Origin of the sequence: Pseudomonas sp. ICMP 561 (assembly GCF_002699985.1) — a bacterium.
Taxonomy (GTDB): domain Bacteria; phylum Pseudomonadota; class Gammaproteobacteria; order Pseudomonadales; family Pseudomonadaceae; genus Aquipseudomonas; species Aquipseudomonas quasicaspiana.
In genome coordinates, this window is record NZ_LKBT01000026.1 from 17,620 (window position 1) to 37,292 (window position 19,673).

16 protein-coding genes are annotated in these 19,673 nt (G+C 58.2%); 6 read left to right on the forward strand and 10 right to left on the reverse strand.

Annotated features, from left to right (window positions below; genetic code table 11):
* Positions 1–73 precede the first annotated feature (73 nt).
* The 3 genes from AO242_RS19045 to AO242_RS19055 form a co-directional block, all read right to left on the reverse strand.
* A complete protein-coding gene (locus tag AO242_RS19045; RefSeq protein WP_099269950.1) occupies positions 74–859 on the reverse strand; it encodes a sulfite exporter TauE/SafE family protein in 786 nt (261 codons plus the stop codon).
* Positions 860–1,589: 730 nt separating this feature from the next.
* On the reverse strand, positions 1,590–2,324 hold the full coding sequence (locus tag AO242_RS19050; protein ID WP_099269951.1) for an aspartate/glutamate racemase family protein: 735 nt from the start codon (positions 2,322–2,324) through the stop codon (positions 1,590–1,592).
* Positions 2,325–2,343: 19 nt separating this feature from the next.
* Complete coding sequence (locus AO242_RS19055; protein WP_099269952.1) at positions 2,344–3,054, reverse strand: GntR family transcriptional regulator; 711 nt, start codon at positions 3,052–3,054, stop codon at positions 2,344–2,346.
* Between the two features lie 301 nt (positions 3,055–3,355).
* Between AO242_RS19055 and AO242_RS19060 the strand changes: the two genes are divergently transcribed.
* Positions 3,356–4,792 (forward strand): NCS1 family nucleobase:cation symporter-1, encoded by a 1,437-nt coding sequence (locus AO242_RS19060; RefSeq protein ID WP_027902081.1) that lies wholly within the window; start codon positions 3,356–3,358, stop codon positions 4,790–4,792.
* Between the two features lie 174 nt (positions 4,793–4,966).
* On the opposite strand, the gene AO242_RS19065 is transcribed toward AO242_RS19060, so the two are convergent.
* Together AO242_RS19065 and AO242_RS19070 are read right to left on the reverse strand one after the other, a co-directional pair.
* The gene (locus AO242_RS19065; RefSeq protein WP_027902082.1) at positions 4,967–6,241 is read right to left on the reverse strand and encodes a glucarate dehydratase family protein; all 1,275 of its coding nucleotides are present in this window, start codon (positions 6,239–6,241) and stop codon (positions 4,967–4,969) included.
* Positions 6,238–7,626: an MFS transporter gene (locus AO242_RS19070; protein WP_027902083.1), complete on the reverse strand. Its 1,389-nt coding sequence runs from the start codon at positions 7,624–7,626 to the stop codon at positions 6,238–6,240. Before AO242_RS19070 ends, AO242_RS19065 begins: the two co-directional genes overlap by 4 nt.
* Before the next feature lie 107 nt (positions 7,627–7,733).
* Between AO242_RS19070 and AO242_RS19075 the strand changes: the two genes are divergently transcribed.
* Entirely contained in the window at positions 7,734–8,633 is a 900-nt protein-coding gene (locus AO242_RS19075) for a LysR substrate-binding domain-containing protein (RefSeq protein WP_095100253.1), read from the forward strand.
* A gap of 104 nt (positions 8,634–8,737) precedes the next feature.
* Here the strand turns inward: AO242_RS19075 and AO242_RS19080 are convergent, their stop codons facing one another.
* A complete protein-coding gene (locus AO242_RS19080; protein WP_099269953.1) occupies positions 8,738–9,394 on the reverse strand; it encodes an ATPase in 657 nt (218 codons plus the stop codon).
* A 384-nt stretch (positions 9,395–9,778) separates the two neighbouring features.
* Positions 9,779–11,014, reverse strand: a complete 1,236-nt coding sequence (locus AO242_RS19085) for an MFS transporter (protein WP_099269954.1) — start codon at positions 11,012–11,014, stop codon at positions 9,779–9,781.
* A 74-nt stretch (positions 11,015–11,088) separates the two neighbouring features.
* Here AO242_RS19085 and AO242_RS19090 point away from each other — a divergent pair, with 74 nt between their 5' ends.
* The gene (locus AO242_RS19090) at positions 11,089–11,772 is read left to right on the forward strand and encodes an ArsR/SmtB family transcription factor (RefSeq protein WP_099269955.1); all 684 of its coding nucleotides are present in this window, start codon (positions 11,089–11,091) and stop codon (positions 11,770–11,772) included.
* Here the strand turns inward: AO242_RS19090 and AO242_RS19095 are convergent.
* Together AO242_RS19095 and AO242_RS19100 are read right to left on the reverse strand one after the other, a co-directional pair.
* A complete protein-coding gene (locus AO242_RS19095; RefSeq protein WP_099269956.1) occupies positions 11,769–13,670 on the reverse strand; it encodes a hypothetical protein in 1,902 nt (633 codons plus the stop codon). The two genes, AO242_RS19090 and AO242_RS19095, sit on opposite strands and share 4 nt — an antisense overlap.
* A gap of 103 nt (positions 13,671–13,773) precedes the next feature.
* Positions 13,774–14,646: a LysR family transcriptional regulator gene (locus AO242_RS19100; protein ID WP_099269957.1), complete on the reverse strand. Its 873-nt coding sequence runs from the start codon at positions 14,644–14,646 to the stop codon at positions 13,774–13,776.
* 116 nt (positions 14,647–14,762) lie between these two features.
* Between AO242_RS19100 and AO242_RS19105 the strand changes: the two genes are divergently transcribed.
* Entirely contained in the window at positions 14,763–15,935 is a 1,173-nt protein-coding gene (locus AO242_RS19105; protein ID WP_099269958.1) for a mandelate racemase/muconate lactonizing enzyme family protein, read from the forward strand.
* 145 nt (positions 15,936–16,080) lie between these two features.
* Positions 16,081–17,400: a C4-dicarboxylate transporter DctA gene (gene dctA / locus AO242_RS19110; protein ID WP_099269959.1), complete on the forward strand. Its 1,320-nt coding sequence runs from the start codon at positions 16,081–16,083 to the stop codon at positions 17,398–17,400.
* 149 nt (positions 17,401–17,549) lie between these two features.
* On the opposite strand, the gene AO242_RS19115 is transcribed toward dctA, so the two are convergent.
* A complete protein-coding gene (locus AO242_RS19115; RefSeq protein ID WP_099269960.1) occupies positions 17,550–18,293 on the reverse strand; it encodes an SDR family oxidoreductase in 744 nt (247 codons plus the stop codon).
* Between the two features lie 334 nt (positions 18,294–18,627).
* Between AO242_RS19115 and AO242_RS19120 the strand changes: the two genes are divergently transcribed.
* On the forward strand, positions 18,628–19,545 hold the full coding sequence (locus AO242_RS19120; RefSeq protein WP_099269961.1) for a LysR family transcriptional regulator: 918 nt from the start codon (positions 18,628–18,630) through the stop codon (positions 19,543–19,545).
* Positions 19,546–19,673: the final 128 nt, after the last annotated feature.

Here is a 19,673-nt window from a genome sequence, read left to right on the forward strand (position 1 = left end):
AACGCCGAAGGCTGCGAAGCATTTATTCTGACGCACCGCGTTCGCAGCCTGCGGCAGCTACAGAAGTCGTGAATCAGAAAACCAGCTTGTACCCGATAAACGCCAGCATGATCGCCAGGCACGGACGAAGAATTTCATCCGATACTTTGCCCGCAAGGTGGCTGCCCAGATAAATTCCCGGCAACGATCCCAGGAGCAGGAAGCCCAGAATCCCCCAATCCATGTTGCCCATCCCGGCATGACCCAGACCTGCAACCAGCGTCAGCGGCACGGCGTGGGCGATTTCGGTGCCGACCAGACGTCGGGTGGCGAGGAAGGGGTAAAGGATGAACAGCGCCACGGTGCCCAGCGCTCCAGCACCAATTGAAGTCAGGGCAACCATGGTGCCAAGAATCAGACCAGTGAAGACCGTCAGCGCATTCAGGCTCTTGCCGCTGGGGTTATAGCTGCCACCAGCGCGGTTGTGGGCGAACGCCAGTAGACGTTTCTTGAAGAACACCGCGGCGGCGGTCAGCAACAGAACAACGCCCAAGGCCTGCTTGATCACTGCGTTCATGGCATCGGGCGCGGCGTGCAGGGAGCTGAGGAACCACAATGTCAGCAGTACCGCCGGGACGCTGCCCAAGGTCAGCCAACCGGTGATCTTCCAGTCGATGTTGTCGTTTCTTTTATGAACCCACACACCGCCAGATTTGGTGATGGCTGCATACAAAAGATCGGTACCCACGGCGGTAGCCGGGTTGACCCCGAACCACAACAGAATAGGCGTCATCAGCGAACCGCCGCCCACGCCTGTCATGCCAACGATGAAGCCCACTACCAGACCTGCGACCACCAACCCCAAACCACCAAAATCCATTACAACTTCCCACAACAAAAAAGGGCGACTGACAAAAAAACAGGCGGCAGCATAACGACGTTTTTAATGACGCCTTATATCGATACGGTCTATGGATATATCTTTAATGATGCAGAACGGAAGGATTCGTTTGTCGGGCTTGCCTCGTAGCAGGCATCGAACCCCGTGGGAATGCACGCGGAGTGGCGAGACTGTTGTACGCGGTAAATCAGGCCTGACGCCTCGCGAACAAGTTCGCTCCTACCAGTTAGCGCGGTGTCGGGTAGGAGGCAACTTGTTGGCGAGAGGGGTGTGCACGGTGAATCAGGCCTGACGCCTCGCGAACAAGTTCGCTCCTACCGGTTGGCGCGGGGTCGGGTAGGAGGCAACTTGTTGGCGAGAGGGCCGTGCGCGGTGAACCAGGCCTGACGCCTCGCGAACAAGTTCGCTCCTACCGGTTAGCGCGGTGTCGGGTAGGAGGCAACTTGTTGGCGAGAGGGCCGTGCGCGGTGAACCAGGCCTGACGCCTCGCGAACAAGTTCGCTCCTACCGGTTGGCGCGGGGTCGGGTAGGAGGCAACTTGTTGGCGAGAGGGCCGTGCGCGGTGAATCAGGCCTGACGCCTCGCGAACAAGTTCGCTCCTATCGGTTAGCGCGGTGTCGGGTAGGAGGCAACTTGTTGGCGAGAGGGTTGTACGCGGTGCATGAGACAGGACGCCATCGCTGCCGGGCGGTTCTCGGGGCGGGCTTGGTTAACCGCCGAAATGCGCAAAGCTCCCGGTAAAGCGCTTAGCCAGCGGAAAGGCCAGATCCCCGTGTTTGCTGGTAGCGAGCCCAAGTTCACCCAATGCCTCGGCGAGTTTCACAGCGGCGGCGACGCCATCAACCACGGGCAAACCCGTCAGTTCGCTGACCAGACCCGGCAAGTCAGCCATGCCACCGCAACCAAGAATAATAGCCCCCGCACCTTCGTTATCCCGGGCCTGTATCGCCTGTTCGGCAATGCGTTCTGCCAAGGCTTGCTCACCCATGCTTTCCAGTTCCAGAACCGGCACTTCGACACAGCGCACCGACGTGCAATGCTCGGTCATGCCGTAATTGCGCAACAGGTGCTCGGCAATGATTCGAGTGCGGGTCAGCGTTGTGACCACGGCAAAACGTGTGCAAATAAGGCTGGCAACATGAAAGGCGGCTTCGGCAATGCCGATCACCGGGCCTCGCGCCAGCTCTCGTGCGGCCAACAAACCCGGATCACCGAAGCAGGCGATGATGTGCGCGTCGTATCCTGCAGCAACCCCTTTGCGAACTTCCTCGAGCACACCAACGGCCGCGATGGCTTCGTCAAAATGGCCTTCGATGGATTCCGGACCCGACTCGGGACAGCAGGCGATGATCTCTGTGCCGGGGCGCGCAACTGCGCGGGCGGCGCGGCCGATACTGGCAGTCATGCTCTGGCTGGTGTTGGGGTTGATAACCTGGATTTTCATGTAAGGCTCGACTCGCGGATCAACGCTTGAAAATGGTTTTGAAGTCCGGCTCGACCTGCGTCACCTGATCGACCTGCAAGCTGGCGCGGATGCTTGCCAGGTGCTTGCCCATCCATTGCGTAGCCGAAGCGCCTTTGCCCGCTTCGAGCAGCCCGAGCAGTTCTTCATGATCGCCACAGTCGCAGCCCACACTGTGCCGTGAACCGTAGACCGCGATGATCAGCGACGAGCGCGTGGTCAACTGGGCAACCTGTTCGGTCAGCACCTGATTGTCGGCCAGTGCGATCAACTGCACGTGAAAGCGCGCAGACAGTTGAATGGCCCGGCTGTGCAAACCTTCGCGCTGGGCCTGGTGTTCTTGATCCACCAAGGTACGCAGCGTTTTCAGTTGCGCGTCATCAATCTGCTCCGCAACGGCAGGCATCAGCGCAGGTTCAATCAGTTGGCGGGCGGCGAATACATCCTGAGCTTCTTTAGCGGTCGGCTGAGCGACCTCCGCGCCGCGATTGGTGCGCAAGGTCACCAGTCGCTCCAGTGCCAGTCTTTGCAGGACTTTGCGAATACCGGTGCGGCTGATGGCAAACACTTCAGCAAGGGCATCTTCCGGCAGGCGGGTGCCCGGCAACAGTCGGTGCTCGACGATTGCTTCAAGAATGTCCTGATAAATCTGTTCATCGCGACTCAACGTCGAATCGCTCATGGCAGGACTGGCTAGGAAGAGAGGATTCATAGGGCCGCTTTAACCGGTGAATGTGAGGCTGATCGTATACAAACTCTGTACGGTTTGCCATCACTCACTTGGTGTGTCGCGACACTGATTGTATGCACTGCCAGTGCGCATCCATGCACTTTAATCGCGCATTTACTGGCTTTCATTGATATCGATCAATGTCGCATAACGCTTCTACTGCCTGCTCTGCGAGCCAATTCCTATGGTTTGGCATGCATCATGCCTTTCAGATCGTATACAAATAAAGCCAGCCTCCGTATGCAGTCTCCGGAGCGGCATCGATCAGAGGAGAGTGCGTGCGATGAATCCAGAAATTCCAAAGGGCTACAGCCCTCGCTTGTACAACGAAGATCTTGGCCCGGTTAAGCAGAAGTGGACCTGGTACAACATCTTCGCGTTCTGGATGAGCGACGTGCACAGCGTGGGTGGCTATGTCTTCGCCGCCAGCCTGTTTGCGCTGGGCCTGGCCAGCTGGCAAGTGTTGATCGCTTTGCTGGTCGGGATCTGCATCATTCAGGTCATCGCCAACCTGCTCGCCAAGCCGAGTCAGCAAGCCGCCGTGCCTTATCCAGTCATTTGCCGATTAGCATTCGGTGTCTTCGGCGCCAACATTCCAGCAGTGATTCGCGGCTTGATCGCCGTCGCCTGGTATGGGGTGCAAACCTACCTGGCGTCCAGCGCGCTGGTTATCGTGGTGTTGCGCTTCTTCCCGTCCATGGAAAGTCTCGCTCAGGTGCAATTCGCCGGTCTGTCTTATCTGGGCTGGATGGGCTTTTTGACCCTGTGGGTGCTACAGGCCATCGTATTCTGGCGCGGTATGGATTCGATTCGCCGTTTCATCGACTGGGCCGGGCCGGTGGTCTACGCGGTCATGTTCATTCTTGCTGGCTGGATCGTCTGGAAAGCAGGCTGGAGCAACATCAGCTTTACCCTGTCGGAAAAATCCCTGAGCGGTTGGGAAGCATTCGGTCAGGTGGTCATGGCAACCGCGCTGGTGGTGTCTTACTTCTCCGGTCCTACCCTGAACTTCGGTGATTTCAGTCGTTATTGCCGAAGCATGGCTGACGTCAAACGCGGAAATTTCTGGGGCTTGCCGGTGAATTTCCTGGCGTTCTCGCTGGTGACGGTGGTGATCGTCTCCGGCACCTTGCCGGTATTCGGTGAAATGATCCACGACCCGATCGCCACCGTAGCGCGTATCGACAACACCGTTGCCGTATTGCTGGGCGCTTTTGCCTTCGTGACCGCAACCATCGGCATCAACATCGTGGCCAACTTCGTGTCCCCGGCCTTCGACTTCGCCAACTGCGCCCCAAGCAAAATCAGCTGGCGTGCAGGCGGCATGATTGCGGCTGTGGCCTCGATCTTTATCACGCCGTGGAACCTGTTCAACAACCCGGAAGTGATCCACTACACCCTGGACGTGTTGGCAGCCTTCATAGGGCCGTTGTTCGGAATCCTGCTGGTGGATTTCTACATCATCAAGAAGCAGCAGATTGATGTGGATGCGTTGTTCGACGACACCCCAACTGGCCGTTACTGGTACACCAATGGCTTCAACCCGGTCGCTATCAAAGCCTTGCTGGCCGCAACCCTGATCGGTCTGCTGTTTACCTTCGTGCCCTGGTTCAAACCCATCGCCAACTTCGCGTGGTTTACCGGGTGCTTCCTGGGCGGCGCGTTCTACCTGGTGCTGGCGCGTCGGGATGTAAGAGCGGCTGCGCCTGCGTTGGCGTGATGTTCACCTTTAACTGTAGGAGCGCGCTTGCCCGCGATAGCGTCAGTTCAGCAACCTGTTCGTTGTCTGGCAAGCCGCAATCGCGGGCAAGCGCGCTCCTACGGAATCAAAACAAAAAAAGCCCGGCACAGGGGGAGTGTCCGGGCTAAAGATTTGTCTGGTGAGTCAGGTTGATCAGAACCGCGGTTTAACCGCCTTCCAGTCCGGCTTGTAACGTTGCATCTGTTTCACGTCATCGCGCTGACGGATGCCACAAGTCAGGTATTGGTCATGCAGCTTGCCCAGTTGATCCCGGTCCAGTTCCAGCCCCAGTCCCGGTGCGCGGGTGATTTTCACGCAGCCGTCGACAATCGGCAGCTTGCCGCCCTTGATCACTTCCTCGTCCGGTTCCTGCCACGGGTAGTGGGTGTCGCAGGCGTAATCCAGATTCGGCACTGACGCCGCTACATGCGCCATCGCCATCAAGCTGATGCCCAAGTGCGAGTTGGAGTGCATCGACACCCCGAGCCCGAAGGTGTCGCACATTTTTGCCAGCGCTTGCGTGTCACGCAGACCGCCCCAGTAATGGTGGTCGGCGAGCACAATCTGCACACTGTTGAGCGCTACGCTGCGGCGGAACTCATCGAAATCCGTCACCACCATGTTGGTTGCTAGCGGCAAACCGGTGCGTTTGTGCAGCTCGGACATACCCTCAAGACCTGGCGTCGGATCTTCGTAATACTGCAGATCGTCGCCCAGCAATTCGGCCATGCGAATCGACGTTTCCAGCGACCAGTTGCCGTTAGGGTCGATGCGCAGCGGGTATCCGGGGAAGGCTTTCTTCAGCGCCTTGATACAGGACACTTCATGCTCCGGCGGCAGGGTGCCGGCTTTGAGCTTGATACTCTTGAAACCGTACTCCTCGATCATCCGTCTAGCCTGAGCAACGATCTGCTCCTCGTTCAGCGCCTCGCCCCAGTTGTCCGGCTTGTAGGGTGAATCCACATGCTGGGCGTACTTGAAGAACAGGTAGGCGCTGAACGGGATCTCGTCACGAATGGCACCGCCCAACAGATCCACCAGCGGTACGTTCAGGTAATGCGCCTGCAAATCCAGAAACGCGACTTCAAAGGCCGAATAAGCATTGCTTACCGCTTTGCTGGCGTGGGAGCCGGGGGCCAGTTCGGCACCGGCAATGCTCGCCGGTTTATTGGCCGCTACCGTCGCCTGCACAATAGTGCGTAGCTGGTTGAGATTGAACGGGTCAAGGCCAATCAACTGGCTCTGCAGTTGCTGCTGGATCGCCAGCGCTGGAGCATCGCCGTAGCTTTCGCCCAATCCGATGTAGCCGTTATCGCTTTCAACTTCAATGATCGAGCGCAGCGCAAAAGGCTCGTGAATGCCGCTGGCGTTGAGCAGGGGCGGGTCGCGAAAGGCGATTGGAGTGACGGTTACGCGTTTGATTTTCAAGAGGCTGCTCCCGATGTCAGGGCTTGAGGCTTATTCATGTTTTTTTTCGTGTCATCGTCTTCAGGCTTGCCGCCCAACACGCTTGGCGCATCGCCGCGAGGCTTGGTGCGGGCGAAGAAGATCACCACTGCAGCTACCAGGGAAGTAATTGCCAAGCCATACAAACCGCCTTCGATGGAGCCGGTGGTTTGCTCAAGGAAGCCAAACGCTGTGGGCGCAACGAAGCCGCCGAGGTTGCCGATGGAGTTGATCAGAGCAATCACTGCCGCCGCGATCCGTGCATCCAGATAACCTTGCGGGATTGGCCAGAACAATGCCGAGGCCGCTTTGAAACCAATCGCGGCGAAGCAGATGGCGACGAACGCGAAGACCGGGCCGCCCGTGGTGGACATGAACATGCCGAACGAGGCGATCACCAATGTCACCGCGACCCACGCCTGTTGATATTTCCATTTGCTGGCCATGGCCGCGAAGCCGTACATGGCGATGATCGAAATGATCCACGGGATCGAGTTGAACAGGCCGACCTGGAAGTCGCCCATGTTGCCCATCTTCTTGATCATGCTCGGCAGCCAGAACGTGGCGCCGTAGATGGTCAGGGCGATAGAAAAGTAGATGAAGCAGAACAGCGCAATCTGTTTGTCGGCCAGCAGTTTGAACATCGAAGGCTTGATGGTCTGCGAGGCTTCGCGTTCACGCTGCTCCGTAGCAATGGCGCCAATCAGCGCGTCTTTTTCTTCAGTGCTGAGCCATTTGGCTTCGCTGGGATGCGACTGCAGCCAGAACCAGACAAACGCGCAAAGCACCACCGAGGCGAAGCCTTCGATCAGGAACATCCACTGCCAGCCGTGCATGCCCAGCCCGCTGACATTGAGCAGCGCGCCCGATACCGGTCCGGAAATGACTGACGCAATGGCCGAGCCACTGAGGAAGATCGCCATGGCCTTGCCGCGATCAGCGCCGGGCAACCACTGTGTGAAGTAATAAATGATGCCGGGGAAGAAGCCCGCTTCAGCCGCGCCGAGGATAAAACGCAGCACGTAGAAACTGGTTTCACCTTGCACGAAAGCCATGGCCATTGCCGCCACGCCCCAGGTGAACATGATCCGCGTCAGCCAGGCGCGAGCGCCGTAGCGTTGCAGCAGCATGTTGGAAGGGACTTCGAAAATCGCGTAGCCAACGAAGAACAACCCGGCACCCAGACCATAAGCGGCTGCGCCTATGCCCAGATCGGTTTCCAGATGGCTACGGACGAAGCCGATGTTCACCCGGTCAATGTAATTGACGATGAACATGATGACGAACAGGGGAAGGACGTGGCGCTTGACCTTGGCGGCTGCCCGGGCAAGCGCTGAGGCGTCCGTCGGACTTTGGACTGTGTTCACTGAGGCGACTCCCGATCATTATTTTTTTGGGGACGAGTCGATCATGGACGCAGTCTTTGTTCCGGTCTAATCTAGATTGGCACTTGATTGATACCTGGAATGAATCAATGTTTGAGCTTGCCCAACTGCGTTGTTTCACCACCGTCGCCACCGAACTCAACTTTCGCCGCGCCGCTGAACGCCTGAATATGACCCAGCCACCCTTGAGTCGACAGATTCAATTGTTGGAGCACCATCTGGGAGTGGCGCTGTTTACCCGCAGCACTCGCAGCGTGGCATTGACGGCGGCGGGGCGGGCGTTTTTCGTGGAGGCGCAGAACCTGCTGGAACGCGCCCAGCAAGCTGCCGCATCCGCCAAGCGCTTTGCTGAAGGGGATATCGGTTCGGTGACCATCAGCTTTGTCGGCAGCGCGGTGTATGAGTTTCTGCCCAAGGTGATTGCCGAAGCGCGGCTCAAACAGCCGCAGGTAAAAATCTCGCTGGAAGAAATGAACACCTATCAGCAGCACGAAGCCATGCGGGCGCGGCGCATCGATTTGGGGATTGTTCGTTCACCCTTGCTGCAGCCGGGTTTTGCCACCGAGTGCCTGGTGCGTGAGCCGTTTGTGTTGGCGGTGCCCAGTACGCATCGGCTGGCTACTGCTGAAACGGTGTCAGTGTCGGATCTGGATGCCGAGCCGTTCCTGATGTATTCCCACGCCGCTTATCCGCCGTTCAACGAATTGCTGACCGGCATGTTCCGTTCGGCCCGGGTGGCACCGCAGTACGTGCAATGGCTGGGGTCGTCGCTGACCATTCTGGCGCTGGTCAACGCAGGCATGGGCCTGGCACTGGTGCCACGGTGTGCGGCGAGTGTGGTGTTCAAGGGCGTGACGTTTCGCGACATCGATCTGGGGGAGGGCGTGCAAAGCGAACTGCACCTGATCTGGCGTTCGGATAACGATAATCCGGCGTTTGCGATGTTGCTGGATGCAATACGCGGGGCGGTGGCCGGGTCGTTGCAGTGAAGAAAATTTCCGGTAGGAGCCAACTTGTTGGCGAGGCAATATTTCTGCTTACACAGGTCTAAAGTCTCGCCAACAAGTTGGCTCCTACCGAAGATGTTTCGTGGTCAATTAGCCGCAACCTGCCCCGAAATCACCAGCGCCTTCAGCGAAGCATCGAACTGTTTTAACGCATTCACTTGCAGCACACGTTGCTGATCAATCTGCGCAGCGATTTCAGCGGCGGCCTTGTCATGCACCCACACCGAAGTCATTTCCTTGCCGCCAAAACCTTCGGCCTTGCCGATGTATTGCAGGTTGGCGTCATAGAATTTGGCGACAAACCGTGCTTCGACCTGAGTATTACGCTGGGTCACCAGGCGGTTGTAAGTGTCGAGCATCACTACAACGTCAGGTCTGGCCTGCATCAGCGCATCAAGGTTGTCGTAGACAGTCACCGAGGCGAATTCTTTCTGCAGCGAACCTTTCAGCCAGTCGATGGCCAGTTTCGGATCGGAGCTATTGACGAAGGCTTCGCGAATTCTTGAATCCAGGTCGTTGTTCTTCGCGCCATTCAAAGCAACTGAATGGTATTGCTCAAGGTATTGAAGGGTGCTGATTGTGTTTTCGCTGTACAGCACACCCACCGACTGTGAATGCTGCAAGCCGGTGTTGCTGTCTGCGACCGGTTGTAAATGGCAAGTCGCTTGCCCGGCGGCGAAGGCAGGAGCAAAAGCACCGCCGGTCAATACGGCGACAAGCGTCAGCAGGGTAGAAATTCTCATCGCGTATTCCTCACAGGCGGTTCGGCATGTGGCTATCCTCCTCCTTTGCCGAAAAAAGCAGAACTTGCGAATTTTGATGGTGACTATCGATTGAACGAATGATGAGATTCTTGGGTTGAAATGCGTCCTATGTGGGAGCGAGGCTTGCCCGCGATAAGGCTGGACGCGGTTCACTTTAGATCGCGTCCAGCCTTATCGCGGGCAAGCCTCCCACATAGACCGCGCTATTCCGTAGGACCGGCTTTAGCCGGGAGGAGGTCCGAATGTTCGCTAAATTTTCTTTGGCGACATACCGCTCTCCCGGCTAAAGCCGGTCCTACAAGATCAAGAACTCGCTTGCAGGCAAATATAGAATCTCCCACAGGGATAGCATTCCAATTCAAGCTAGTGTGATTGCTTGATCGGCCCGACCTTCCCAACCAGCAAAGCCACTATCGCCAGCCCTTGAATCGCCGCCGCCAAGGTAAATATCAATACCCCGCTATTCGCCTCACCACTCAACGACTCCACCACCCCGAAAATCGCCGGAGCAAACGCATAACAGCCTTGCGCCGTCGCGACGATCAGGGCCACGACGCGTTGGGTGTGCTGGCGCGGGAATTCCGCTTGAGCAATCAGTGGCGGCAGCGAAGTCGCGTTGCCGATGCCTGCGCCAAACAGGATCACACCCAGCCAGACCAGCCCTGGAGCCTGGTCAACGCCGAGCATTACGGTGCAGCCCAGCAATTGAACGCCATAACTCAGGCACGCCACATTGCGTCGGTTTGCTTGTGCGGGCATGAACGAGCCGACCAGCGTCCGGCCAGCAATGGCACTGGCCGTTGCCAAACCCATCGCCAATCCCGCTTGTTGTTCTGTCAGATGCTGTACCAGCACCAGAAACAAATGTGTAATCAATCCGATCTGCGCAAACAAGCCCAGCGACATGCCCGCTGCCAGGGTCAAAAATTGCCGATTGCGCCATAGCGAACTCGAGGGCGATACGGCTGGGTTGATTGCCTCGGCAGGCGGCTGGTCAGCACCGTCGGCGTATTGCCCCAAGTGTTCCGGGCGCAAGGCGAAGACCTTGAACGCCAGCAGCGCAATAACGCTGACCGACAGGCCACCCACCCACAGCGCTGCCTGACCAAAGCCAAGCTGACTGATCAGGTAAACCCACGCCGATGAAAAAATCACTCCGCCAATACTCGCGCCGTTGTAAGCCATGGCCAACGCGGCGGGGCGCTTGCTGACAAACCAGGGCGCGATAGCCGCATTGACCGCTGCCGCGCCCATGGTCACCCACCCCAAACCGCTGAGCAGCGCCGCGATAAACAGCTGATAAGGCTGATCCGCCACTGCCCAACCGTACACGCCAAACGCCAGGACGATGGAGCCCGCCAGCGTGACGCGGGCCAGGCCAAAGCGTTTGTAGAGACGGGGCAGATTGACGATCACCAGCGTGCCCGCCAGAAAGTGCAACGTCACTGCCGCCGAGCACAGTGACACCGACCAGTCAGTGCGCTGTAACACGGCATAGAGAAAAATCGGTGGTCCGTAGAATCCAATACCCCAGCCAAACACAGCCATTACAAACGTGGCAGCCACGACTTTGCTGCCAAAGAAACCCGGTTGCTTCATGACTCAATCCCTAAATGTGCTGTGAACCTCAGTATGATGAGCGCCTAAAACGATGCTTCAGGGATGGCTGAACTATGGATGTCGAATGCGCGGAGGTTTCGCTCGCCGAAGTCGCGGGTGCCATTGCTGATCCGGCTCGCTCGCGCATGTTGTGCAGCCTGCTCGACGGTCGGGCGCGTACCGCCACCGAACTGGCTGCGGTAGCCGACGTGACAGCCTCCATGGCCAGCAATCATTTTTCGCGTCTGCGCGAGCACGGGCTGGTCGAGCAACTGGTGCAGGGGCGGCATCGCTATTACCGATTGGCCAACAGCAGGGTGGCTCGAGCGCTGGAGTCGTTGCTGTCGATCACCGGCCAACCCGCTACTCCTTTCAAGCCCAGCACGCCGGAAGCACTGCGTCACGCGCGAACCTGTTACGACCACTGCGCAGGTGAGGTCGCGGTCAGGCTTCATGATGTCTTGCTGAAAGCCAACTGGATCGAGGCGCAGGGCAAGGATTACACCCTCACCGAAAAGGGCGTCGAGCGACTGCTCAAACTGGGCGTCGATGTTGATGCCATGCGCGGCCAGCGCAGGCGGCTGGCTTATCCGTGCATGGATTGGAGCGAGCGCTCACCGCACATCGGCGGCGCGCTGGGTGCCGCCATTCTGGAACTGATGCTCAAGCGCGGCTGGGTTACCCGACAGCTCGACTCCCGGGCCTTGAACGTCACGAGCAAAGGTCGTGACGCGTTGATCAAAACCTTCAGCGACTAAGCGTTAGCGTCAGGCTCGATGAATCGTGTCGGCTCACGTCCGCTGGCGTTGAGTTGATAAATTTCGGTTGGCCGGCCGTCGGCATCGAAAAACACATGACCCACGCCCGCTGAGTTCCATAGTCGCTCACCGGCTTTGCTGTGTTCGGGGATACGCGGTACTACGCGCATCAGGCGTCGCTTGGTAAACCAGTTCAGTGGCGAGCGGGGGGAATACAGCCAGCGGTTCAGGCGGTCGAACCAGTCCAGCAGGCTTTGCGGGAATTCATTTTTCAAGCCGCTGCTGGTGACCTGCCAGATATGCGGGTTGGCGGTCCGGTGGCGAATCAGGATTTTATAGACGAACGAGTAATGCACGTCCCCCGACAGGACGACGTAATTGCCCGGCGTGCGCGAGTGACGAAAGATATTCAGGATGACCTGCGCTGCGCCCCGATGCGCCATCCAGTTTTCGGCATCGACCAACAGAGGGTGACCGCACCAGCTGAACACCTTTTGCACAGTCTCAATCAGCTTCACGCCGAACACCGGCGCGGGTGAAACGATGATCGCCGACGGGTGATCGAGCAAATCCTGTTGCAGTTCACTGAGCGCTTCCCAATCCAGCAGACCGGAAGGCTGATGCAGGTTGAATTCGCTGCGCCAGCGCCGGGTACGGGTGTCGAGCACCACCAGTGCCGGGGAAGTGGGCAGCACGTAATGCCATTGCTGAAACTTCAGCAGCCGGGTGATCAACGTATCCAGGGTTTCACTCTGCAGATAACCGTTTGCATCAGGCGCTTGCTTGACCAGGTGCTGTGTCTGCTCCAGCAAATCAGGGAAGGCATCCGGATTATTGCCCCAGCCCTGGCACAGCAAGTAGGCCAGCAGCGCATTGCCGATGATGCGCTTGGAAAACGGGTGGCCGTAGGCAGTCTCTTCCCATTTTGCCGAGAGGTTCCAGTCGTCCGTTACGTCATGATCGTCGAAGATCATCAGGCAGGATAAATGCGCGAAAACCCGCGCAACGCCCCCCAAACCGTCAACAAAAGCGTCGATACGTTGTTGTTCCTGCTCATAGCGAGGCTGTTCACCGGCTTCGAAAACCGGAGGCGTCGGGTTGATCAACGTCCACGGCACTGGCGACCAGACCAGCAGGTACATGGCGAGCACTTCGGAGAACGTCACAAGATGGTTGTCGGCCGTGCTGCTGGTGAAAATCGGTTTGCGCGCGCCGCCAAAGAACCGTTCACGCAGGGTGTCGTTACTCTTCAGCGCCGGTAACAGGTCGGCACGGTTGTAGTAGCTGGCCGGATGGTTATAGAGCTCGGCGCTGTCGTCGACGATCGCACCTTCGAGACGCTCGTGGAACAGGCCCAGACGCTCGATCAACGCATGGATGGCGCGCAGCATTGGCCCGGCCACATCATCGGCGTAGATCTGATCGCCGCTCATCATCAACAGCGCAGGGCGATGCTCGGCAGCCGGGTTAGCCGCCAGCAGCCGGTCGGCGCACAGCAGGCCTTCGTCTGAAGCGTGATGGGGTTTGCGGCAGGAGCCATGGAGCAGTTGTTCGATGGTGCTGCGCAGTACGAAATCCGGCAGGGATCGGTCGGGGTACAGCAAATGCGGTGCCCATTCAGCGATGCCTTGCTGGCCGTCGATCAATACATCGTAGGCAATGGCGATATCGCAGGGCAGGGCGTCATCCAGTGGCACGTCGATCAAGTGAATGAACGCACTACGGCCTACCGCAATGACCTGACATTGCTGTTCATCCAACGGGTAATCACGGTCTGGCAAGCGCAGGGTCAACGTCAACGGCCGTGAACCCACCAGCCACATCACCAAGCGCCGAGGCTCAAGGCGACGCAAAATCGGACCGGCAAGAACGGCGGGAAGGGAATCAGTTGAAGACATCCGGCAAATGCACCCTGGCAACAAAGAGCCGTCGATAGTACCTCATGTTACAAAATCTTGAGGCTCCGAGAGCTCCCACAGACAGCATCTGGGCCTGTGTTCTCTACCCCAACCCATTCCAGAACGCCTCGGCGAAATCACTCAGCGGTGTGCGGGCGCGGAACAGGCGGATTTCCACCGGGATGTCCCAGGTTTCTTCCAGGGCCCGCACCAACCGGTTCTGGCTCATTTCTGACTCAGCCAACGTACGCGGCAACCACGCCATGCCTTTGCCTTCCTGCACCATCGACAGCAGCACCGCCGCCAGGTGGGAGCTGAACAGGGTTTGCAGGGGCTGCTCGGGCTGCGAACGATTGAGACGCCAGTTGATGATCCTGCCCAGCCCGGAATCTGCGGTGTAGCCCAGATAATCCAGCGCTTCATCCGACGCCACGCTGCGCTGCCCCGGCGCGCACAACGGCAACAGCACATCAAGGCCCACTGCTTTACCCAGAAATTGCTCACTGGCAAAGCGTGGCGGAACGTCCGGGTGATGGTGGCAAAGCAGGAACTGCACCTCTCCATTCAGCAGCATTTGCTCGCAGGAGCGCATGTTGTCCGAATGCAGGCGTACGCCTTCGATGGGCGCTTCACGCTCAATGCTCCGGATCCAGCCGGGAAAAAACGTGAACGACAGCGAATGAGTCGCCGCGAAATACAGCGTGCGTAACTGTTTGCCTGCCAGCTCGCGCGCATCCAGTCGCATTTGATGCAGGCGGCGGGTCATGTCCTGCGCGTTACCGAGCATCTGCCGACCCACATCGGTCAGAGTCGCGCCATGGGTGGTGCGTTCGAATAACTCAACGCCCATCCAGTTTTCCAGCGACTTGATCCGGCGGCTGAATGCCGGTTGGGTGACATGGCGTGAGTCAGCCGCACGAGAGAAGTTTTCCAGTTCTGCCAGTGCGACAAAGTCTTCCAGCCAAGCGAGTTCCATGGGCGATGCCACCTGTGCATGAGGTGCTCGATTATAAGCATTGGCTGCGCCTGGGCCGCTAGCCCTAGAGTTCTCTGGCATCGGCAACAACCTAATAATCAGAGAGGACTCATCCCATGCGCATCGTGGACATTCGCGAGAAAACCGTTTCTATCGCATCGCCTATTGCCAACGCCTACATCGACTTTTCGAAAATGACCTGCTCGGTTGTTGCCGTCATCACCGACGTGATTCGCGATGGCAAGCCGGTCATCGGTTATGGCTTCAACTCCAACGGGCGTTATGGCCAGGGCGCGCTAATGCGGGACCGGTTTCTGGCGCGTGTCGCCGAAGCGGACCCAGAGAGCCTGATCGACCACGAGCGCAACAACCTCGACCCGTTCGCCATCTGGAAAACCCTGATGACCAACGAAAAGCCAGGGGGCCACGGCGAGCGTTCGGTGGCAGTCGGCACCATCGACATGGCGGTGTGGGATGCAGTCGCGAAGATTGAAGGCAAACCGCTTTATCGCGTGTTGGCTGATCGTTATCGCGACGGTGTCGCCGATGACAAAGTTTGGGTCTACGCGGCGGGCGGTTATTACTATCCCGGCAAGGACCAGACCAAGCTCAAGGCCGAAATGCAGAGTTATCTGGACCGCGGCTACGACGTGGTGAAGATGAAAATCGGTGCCGTGCCGCTGGATGAAGACATTCGCCGGATCGAAGCCGTGCTGGAGGTGGTGGGCGATGGCCGTCGTCTGGCCGTGGACGCCAACGGTCGCTTCGACCTGAAAACCTCGATTGCCTACGCCGAGGCCATCAAACCCTACAACCTGTTCTGGTACGAAGAGGCGGGCGATCCGCTGGATTACGCGCTTCAGGCTGAACTGGCCAACCACTATGACCTGCCCATGGCGACCGGAGAAAACCTGTTCTCCCACCAGGATGCCCGCAACCTGCTGCGCCACGGCGGCATGCGCCCTGATCGCGACTTTGTGCAGTTCGACTGCGCGCTGTCTTACGGGCTGGTGGAATACCTGCGCACCCTCGACGTGATGAAAGAACTGGGCTGGTCATCGCGCCGAGTCGTCCCCCATGGCGGCCACCAGATGTCGCTGAACCTCGCAGCAGGCCTGCACCTGGGCGGCAACGAATCCTATCCCGACGTGTTTCAGCCATTTGGTGGTTTCGCCGACGGCATCAAAGTCGAGAACAGCTACGTCGGCTTGCCGGACATCCCGGGCGTCGGTTTCGAAGCCAAGTCTGCGCTGTACGCCGTGATGCGCGAGCTGGGTGAGGGGGCTTGATAGTGAATTAACCCTTACCCCTGTAGGAGCTGCCGAAGGCTGCGAAAAGGTTGTGTCTGGCACACCGCGATTCTCAGCCTTCGGCAGCTGCTACAGAGGCCCGGATTGATGAAATTCCTCATACAACAACAAGATCGAGGTTCTCATGAACGACACACCTACGCGCTGGTACGGCCAGCTGTATGTCCAGGTGCTGATCGGTATCGTCATTGGCGGTGCGATCGGTTTCTTCCTTCCTGACATCGGCGCAAAGTTGCAACCCCTCGCCGATGGCTTCATCAAACTGATCAAAATGCTGCTGGCGCCGATCATTTTCGGCACCGTTGTGGTCGGCATCGCCAAGATGGGCAGCATCAAGGAGGTCGGCCGTATTGGCGGCAAGGCGCTGATCTACTTTGAGGTGTTATCGACGTTGGCGCTGGTTATCGGCCTTGTCGTGGTCAACGTACTCAAACCAGGCGTCGGCATGAATATCGACGTCAACAGCCTCAATGCCAGCGCGGTCAATGGCTACACCCAGGCAGCTGCGGCGCAGGGCGGGGTGATCGAGTTCTTCATGGGCATCATTCCTACCACGCTGTTCGACGCGTTCGCCAAAGGCGCGATGTTGCAGGTGATTCTGGTCTCGGTCTTGATGGGCGTTGCGCTGGTGCAATTGGGTGAGACCGGCAAGCCGCTGGTTAACGTCATCGATCTGCTCCTGCAAACCCTGTTTCGCATCGTCGCGATGGTCATGAAACTCGCCCCTCTGGGTGCGGGCGCAGGCATGGCATTCACCATCGGCAAGTACGGCATCGGCACACTGATGTCGTTGGGGCAGTTGATCATCGCCCTATATGTCACGACCCTGTTCTTCATCGTTGTAGTACTTGGCAGTGTGGCGCGCTGGTCGGGTTTGCCGCTGTTGCAGTTCCTGCGTTACTTCAAGGATGAAATCCTCGTCACCCTCGGGACCTGCTCAACCGAAGCCGTGTTGCCACGCATGATGGTCAAGCTGGAAAAACTGGGCTGCAAAAAATCGGTGGTGGGTATGGTGTTGCCAACGGGCTATACCTTCAACTCCGATGGCACCTGTATCTACCTGACCATGGCGGCGATCTTTGTGGCGCAGGCGACCAACACGCCGCTGACCTTGATGGATCAACTGGTGGTGCTAGGCGTGTTGTTGCTGACATCGAAAGGTTCGGCGGGCGTTGCGGGTGCAGGCTTTGTCACCCTCGCGGCAACGCTGTCGGTGATTGGCGATATTCCGCTGGTGGGCCTGGTATTGCTGTTGGGTGTCGACCGCTTCCTTAACGAAGCGCGTGCGGTGACCAACCTGATCGGTAACGGCATCGGCACCATCGCGATTGCCAAATGGGATGGTTCGTTCGACCAGGCACAGGCAGCGCGGGAAATCGCGGCGATGAAAGAGCAGAGTTCGCTGAGGAAGGGCGCTGGTAAAACGGTGAGTAAGCTTGTTTAGGCGCATTCAAACGAATTGAAATGCAATTCCCTGTAGGAGTGAGCTTGCTCGCGATAGCGTTCTGCCTGTCAGTTGCCGGTCGAATGACAGGACGCTATCGCGAGCAAGCTCACTCCTACAGATTTTGTCGTGGCTCTACAATCGAGTAATCAAAAATCCTGCGAGGTCGGGCGCAGCACGATTTCGTTGATGTCCACATCCGCTGGTTGCTCAATCGCAAAGGCAATGGCGCGGGCCACGGAGCTGGAAGGGATAGCCTGTTTGTAGAACTCGCCCACTGCTTCAGCGCTGGCCTGGTGCGAACTGCCCAGTTTCAATTCCGAGTCCACTGCACCCGGTTCAATGGTGGTGGTGCGGATGCTGCCGCCGACTTCATGACGAAGCCCTTCGGAAATCGCTCGCACGGCATACTTGGTGCCGCTGTACACCGTGCCGCCCGGGCTGAAGACCTTGATGCCCGCCACCGAAGCGATATTGATGAAGTGGCCGCTGTTCTGTTGCTGAAATACTGGCAGGGTGGCGGCGATACCGTAGAGCAGGCCTTTGATGTTGATGTCGATCATGCGATCCCATTCATCGGTCTTGCCTTCCGACATCGGTGCAATCGCCATGGCACCTGCGTTGTTGATCAGCACGTCTACACGGCCGTAGGTATCCAGCGCGCCTTTGATCAATGCGTCCACATCTTCTTTACGGGTTACGTCTGTCTGATAGGCAACGGCGCTGCCGCCTGCTGCGGTGATTTCGCTGACCAACGTGTCCAGATTAGCCTTGCGACGAGCGCCCAATACAACCTTCGCCCCCAAACCGCCAAGATGACGGGCGGTGGCTTCACCCAGGCCGCTGCTTGCACCGGTAATGACGACGACTTTGCCTTCTATGTTATTGCTCATGATCTGAATACCCTTGAGTCGGTTTCGAGAGGGATAGCTGCTTTCGAAATCAATTGTGGGCGGGTTCTTTCTATCGATAAATGGAAGAGATAGGATTTAGGAATTCCAGAAATTGGAATGATTGCTCAGTGATGACTCATTCCGTTCTGGATTACTTTGCCCGTAGAAGCCGCTCCGCTGTTCCTGACGGCGCGCTGTCGCGACACAACATTGGACTGTAGGAGCGCGCTTGCCCGCGATTTCGGTCTGTCAGTTGATGGATAGATCGCCTGTGCTGACGCGTTCGCGGGTAAGCGCGCTCCAGGTTTAGCATCCCCATGTACCAGGAGTTCCCATGCTCAACCGCGTCGAAATGCTGAGAATCTTCTGTGCCGCCGCTGAATCCGAGACCTTCCGCGAGGCCGCTAGCCGTCTGGGCACATCGCCGCAGAGCGTGACCCGAGCAATCAAAGAGCTGGAAAACACCCTCGGCGAAATGCTCTTTCACCGCAGCACCCGGCAGATCCACATCACTGCGTTCGGCGAAGACCTGGCACGGCAGGCGCGGGAAACCCTGAGCGGCTTTGATCAACTCTTTGCCCGTCACACCGGCGTCGAGAGCGATGGTCTGGCGGGGCGGGTCGGTATCACCGCGCCATACGCCATCGGCCGATTGTTCCTGCTGGAATTCCTCAAACCCCTGATGAGCAAACATCCGGAGTTGCGCATCGACGTGCGCTTCGACGATGAAGTGACCGATGCTGTTGAAGCTCAGGTCGATATCGGCATCCGGGTTGGCTACATCCGCGACCGCCGCTATATCGCCAGAGCAGCCGGTACCGTTCCGTTTCATGTAGTGGCCACGCCGCAACTGGTGGCTTCCACCGGGCGGCCATCCTCGTTGGATGAACTCAAGCAGCGCCCGTTATCCGTGCTGATCGACCGTAAAACCGGACGGCCATGGCCGTGGGTTTTCGCCGATGGCCAGACGTTTCTGCCGCAATCGGCCGCCTTCACCTGTGACGACCCCGAAGCCGAGCTGGAAATCGTTCTGGCCGGGCTGACTTACGCGCAAATGCCCCGCTATCTGGCCGAGCCCCATTTGCGAGAGGGCAGGCTGGTGGAAGTCGTGCCGCAGATCGCGCCCCCGCCATGGGAGCTGTTCGTCTATCGCCCTCAACGCGGCCCCGTCGCTCCGCGCGTTCGCCTGATTTACGACCATCTGCTGGCCAGTTTTTCTGACCCGCTGCGCTTTCCGCAGGGTGCAAGTTAGCCAGCGAATTGAAATGCGATCCCACTCGATCTTCGCATTACGTAATTGGATGGACTCGCCCAAGCCGAGGCGTCAGTAGCGCCACGGTGGCATTCTTAAGAAGCCAACGACAGCGAGGGCGAGTCCAT

Coding starts and splice junctions, on each gene's coding strand:
- AO242_RS19095 (WP_099269956.1), bottom strand. CDS start 13,670: ATGTCTTCAACTGATTCCCTTCCCGCCGTTCTTGCCGGTCCGATTTTG.
- AO242_RS19045 (WP_099269950.1), bottom strand. CDS start 859: ATGGATTTTGGTGGTTTGGGGTTGGTGGTCGCAGGTCTGGTAGTGGGC.
- AO242_RS19050 (WP_099269951.1), bottom strand. CDS start 2,324: ATGAAAATCCAGGTTATCAACCCCAACACCAGCCAGAGCATGACTGCC.
- AO242_RS19105 (WP_099269958.1), top strand. CDS start 14,763: ATGCGCATCGTGGACATTCGCGAGAAAACCGTTTCTATCGCATCGCCT.
- AO242_RS19085 (WP_099269954.1), bottom strand. CDS start 11,014: ATGAAGCAACCGGGTTTCTTTGGCAGCAAAGTCGTGGCTGCCACGTTT.
- AO242_RS19080 (WP_099269953.1), bottom strand. CDS start 9,394: ATGAGAATTTCTACCCTGCTGACGCTTGTCGCCGTATTGACCGGCGGT.
- AO242_RS19055 (WP_099269952.1), bottom strand. CDS start 3,054: ATGAATCCTCTCTTCCTAGCCAGTCCTGCCATGAGCGATTCGACGTTG.
- dctA (WP_099269959.1), top strand. CDS start 16,081: ATGAACGACACACCTACGCGCTGGTACGGCCAGCTGTATGTCCAGGTG.
- AO242_RS19090 (WP_099269955.1), top strand. CDS start 11,089: ATGGATGTCGAATGCGCGGAGGTTTCGCTCGCCGAAGTCGCGGGTGCC.
- AO242_RS19115 (WP_099269960.1), bottom strand. CDS start 18,293: ATGAGCAATAACATAGAAGGCAAAGTCGTCGTCATTACCGGTGCAAGC.
- AO242_RS19075 (WP_095100253.1), top strand. CDS start 7,734: ATGTTTGAGCTTGCCCAACTGCGTTGTTTCACCACCGTCGCCACCGAA.
- AO242_RS19120 (WP_099269961.1), top strand. CDS start 18,628: ATGCTCAACCGCGTCGAAATGCTGAGAATCTTCTGTGCCGCCGCTGAA.
- AO242_RS19060 (WP_027902081.1), top strand. CDS start 3,356: ATGAATCCAGAAATTCCAAAGGGCTACAGCCCTCGCTTGTACAACGAA.
- AO242_RS19100 (WP_099269957.1), bottom strand. CDS start 14,646: ATGGAACTCGCTTGGCTGGAAGACTTTGTCGCACTGGCAGAACTGGAA.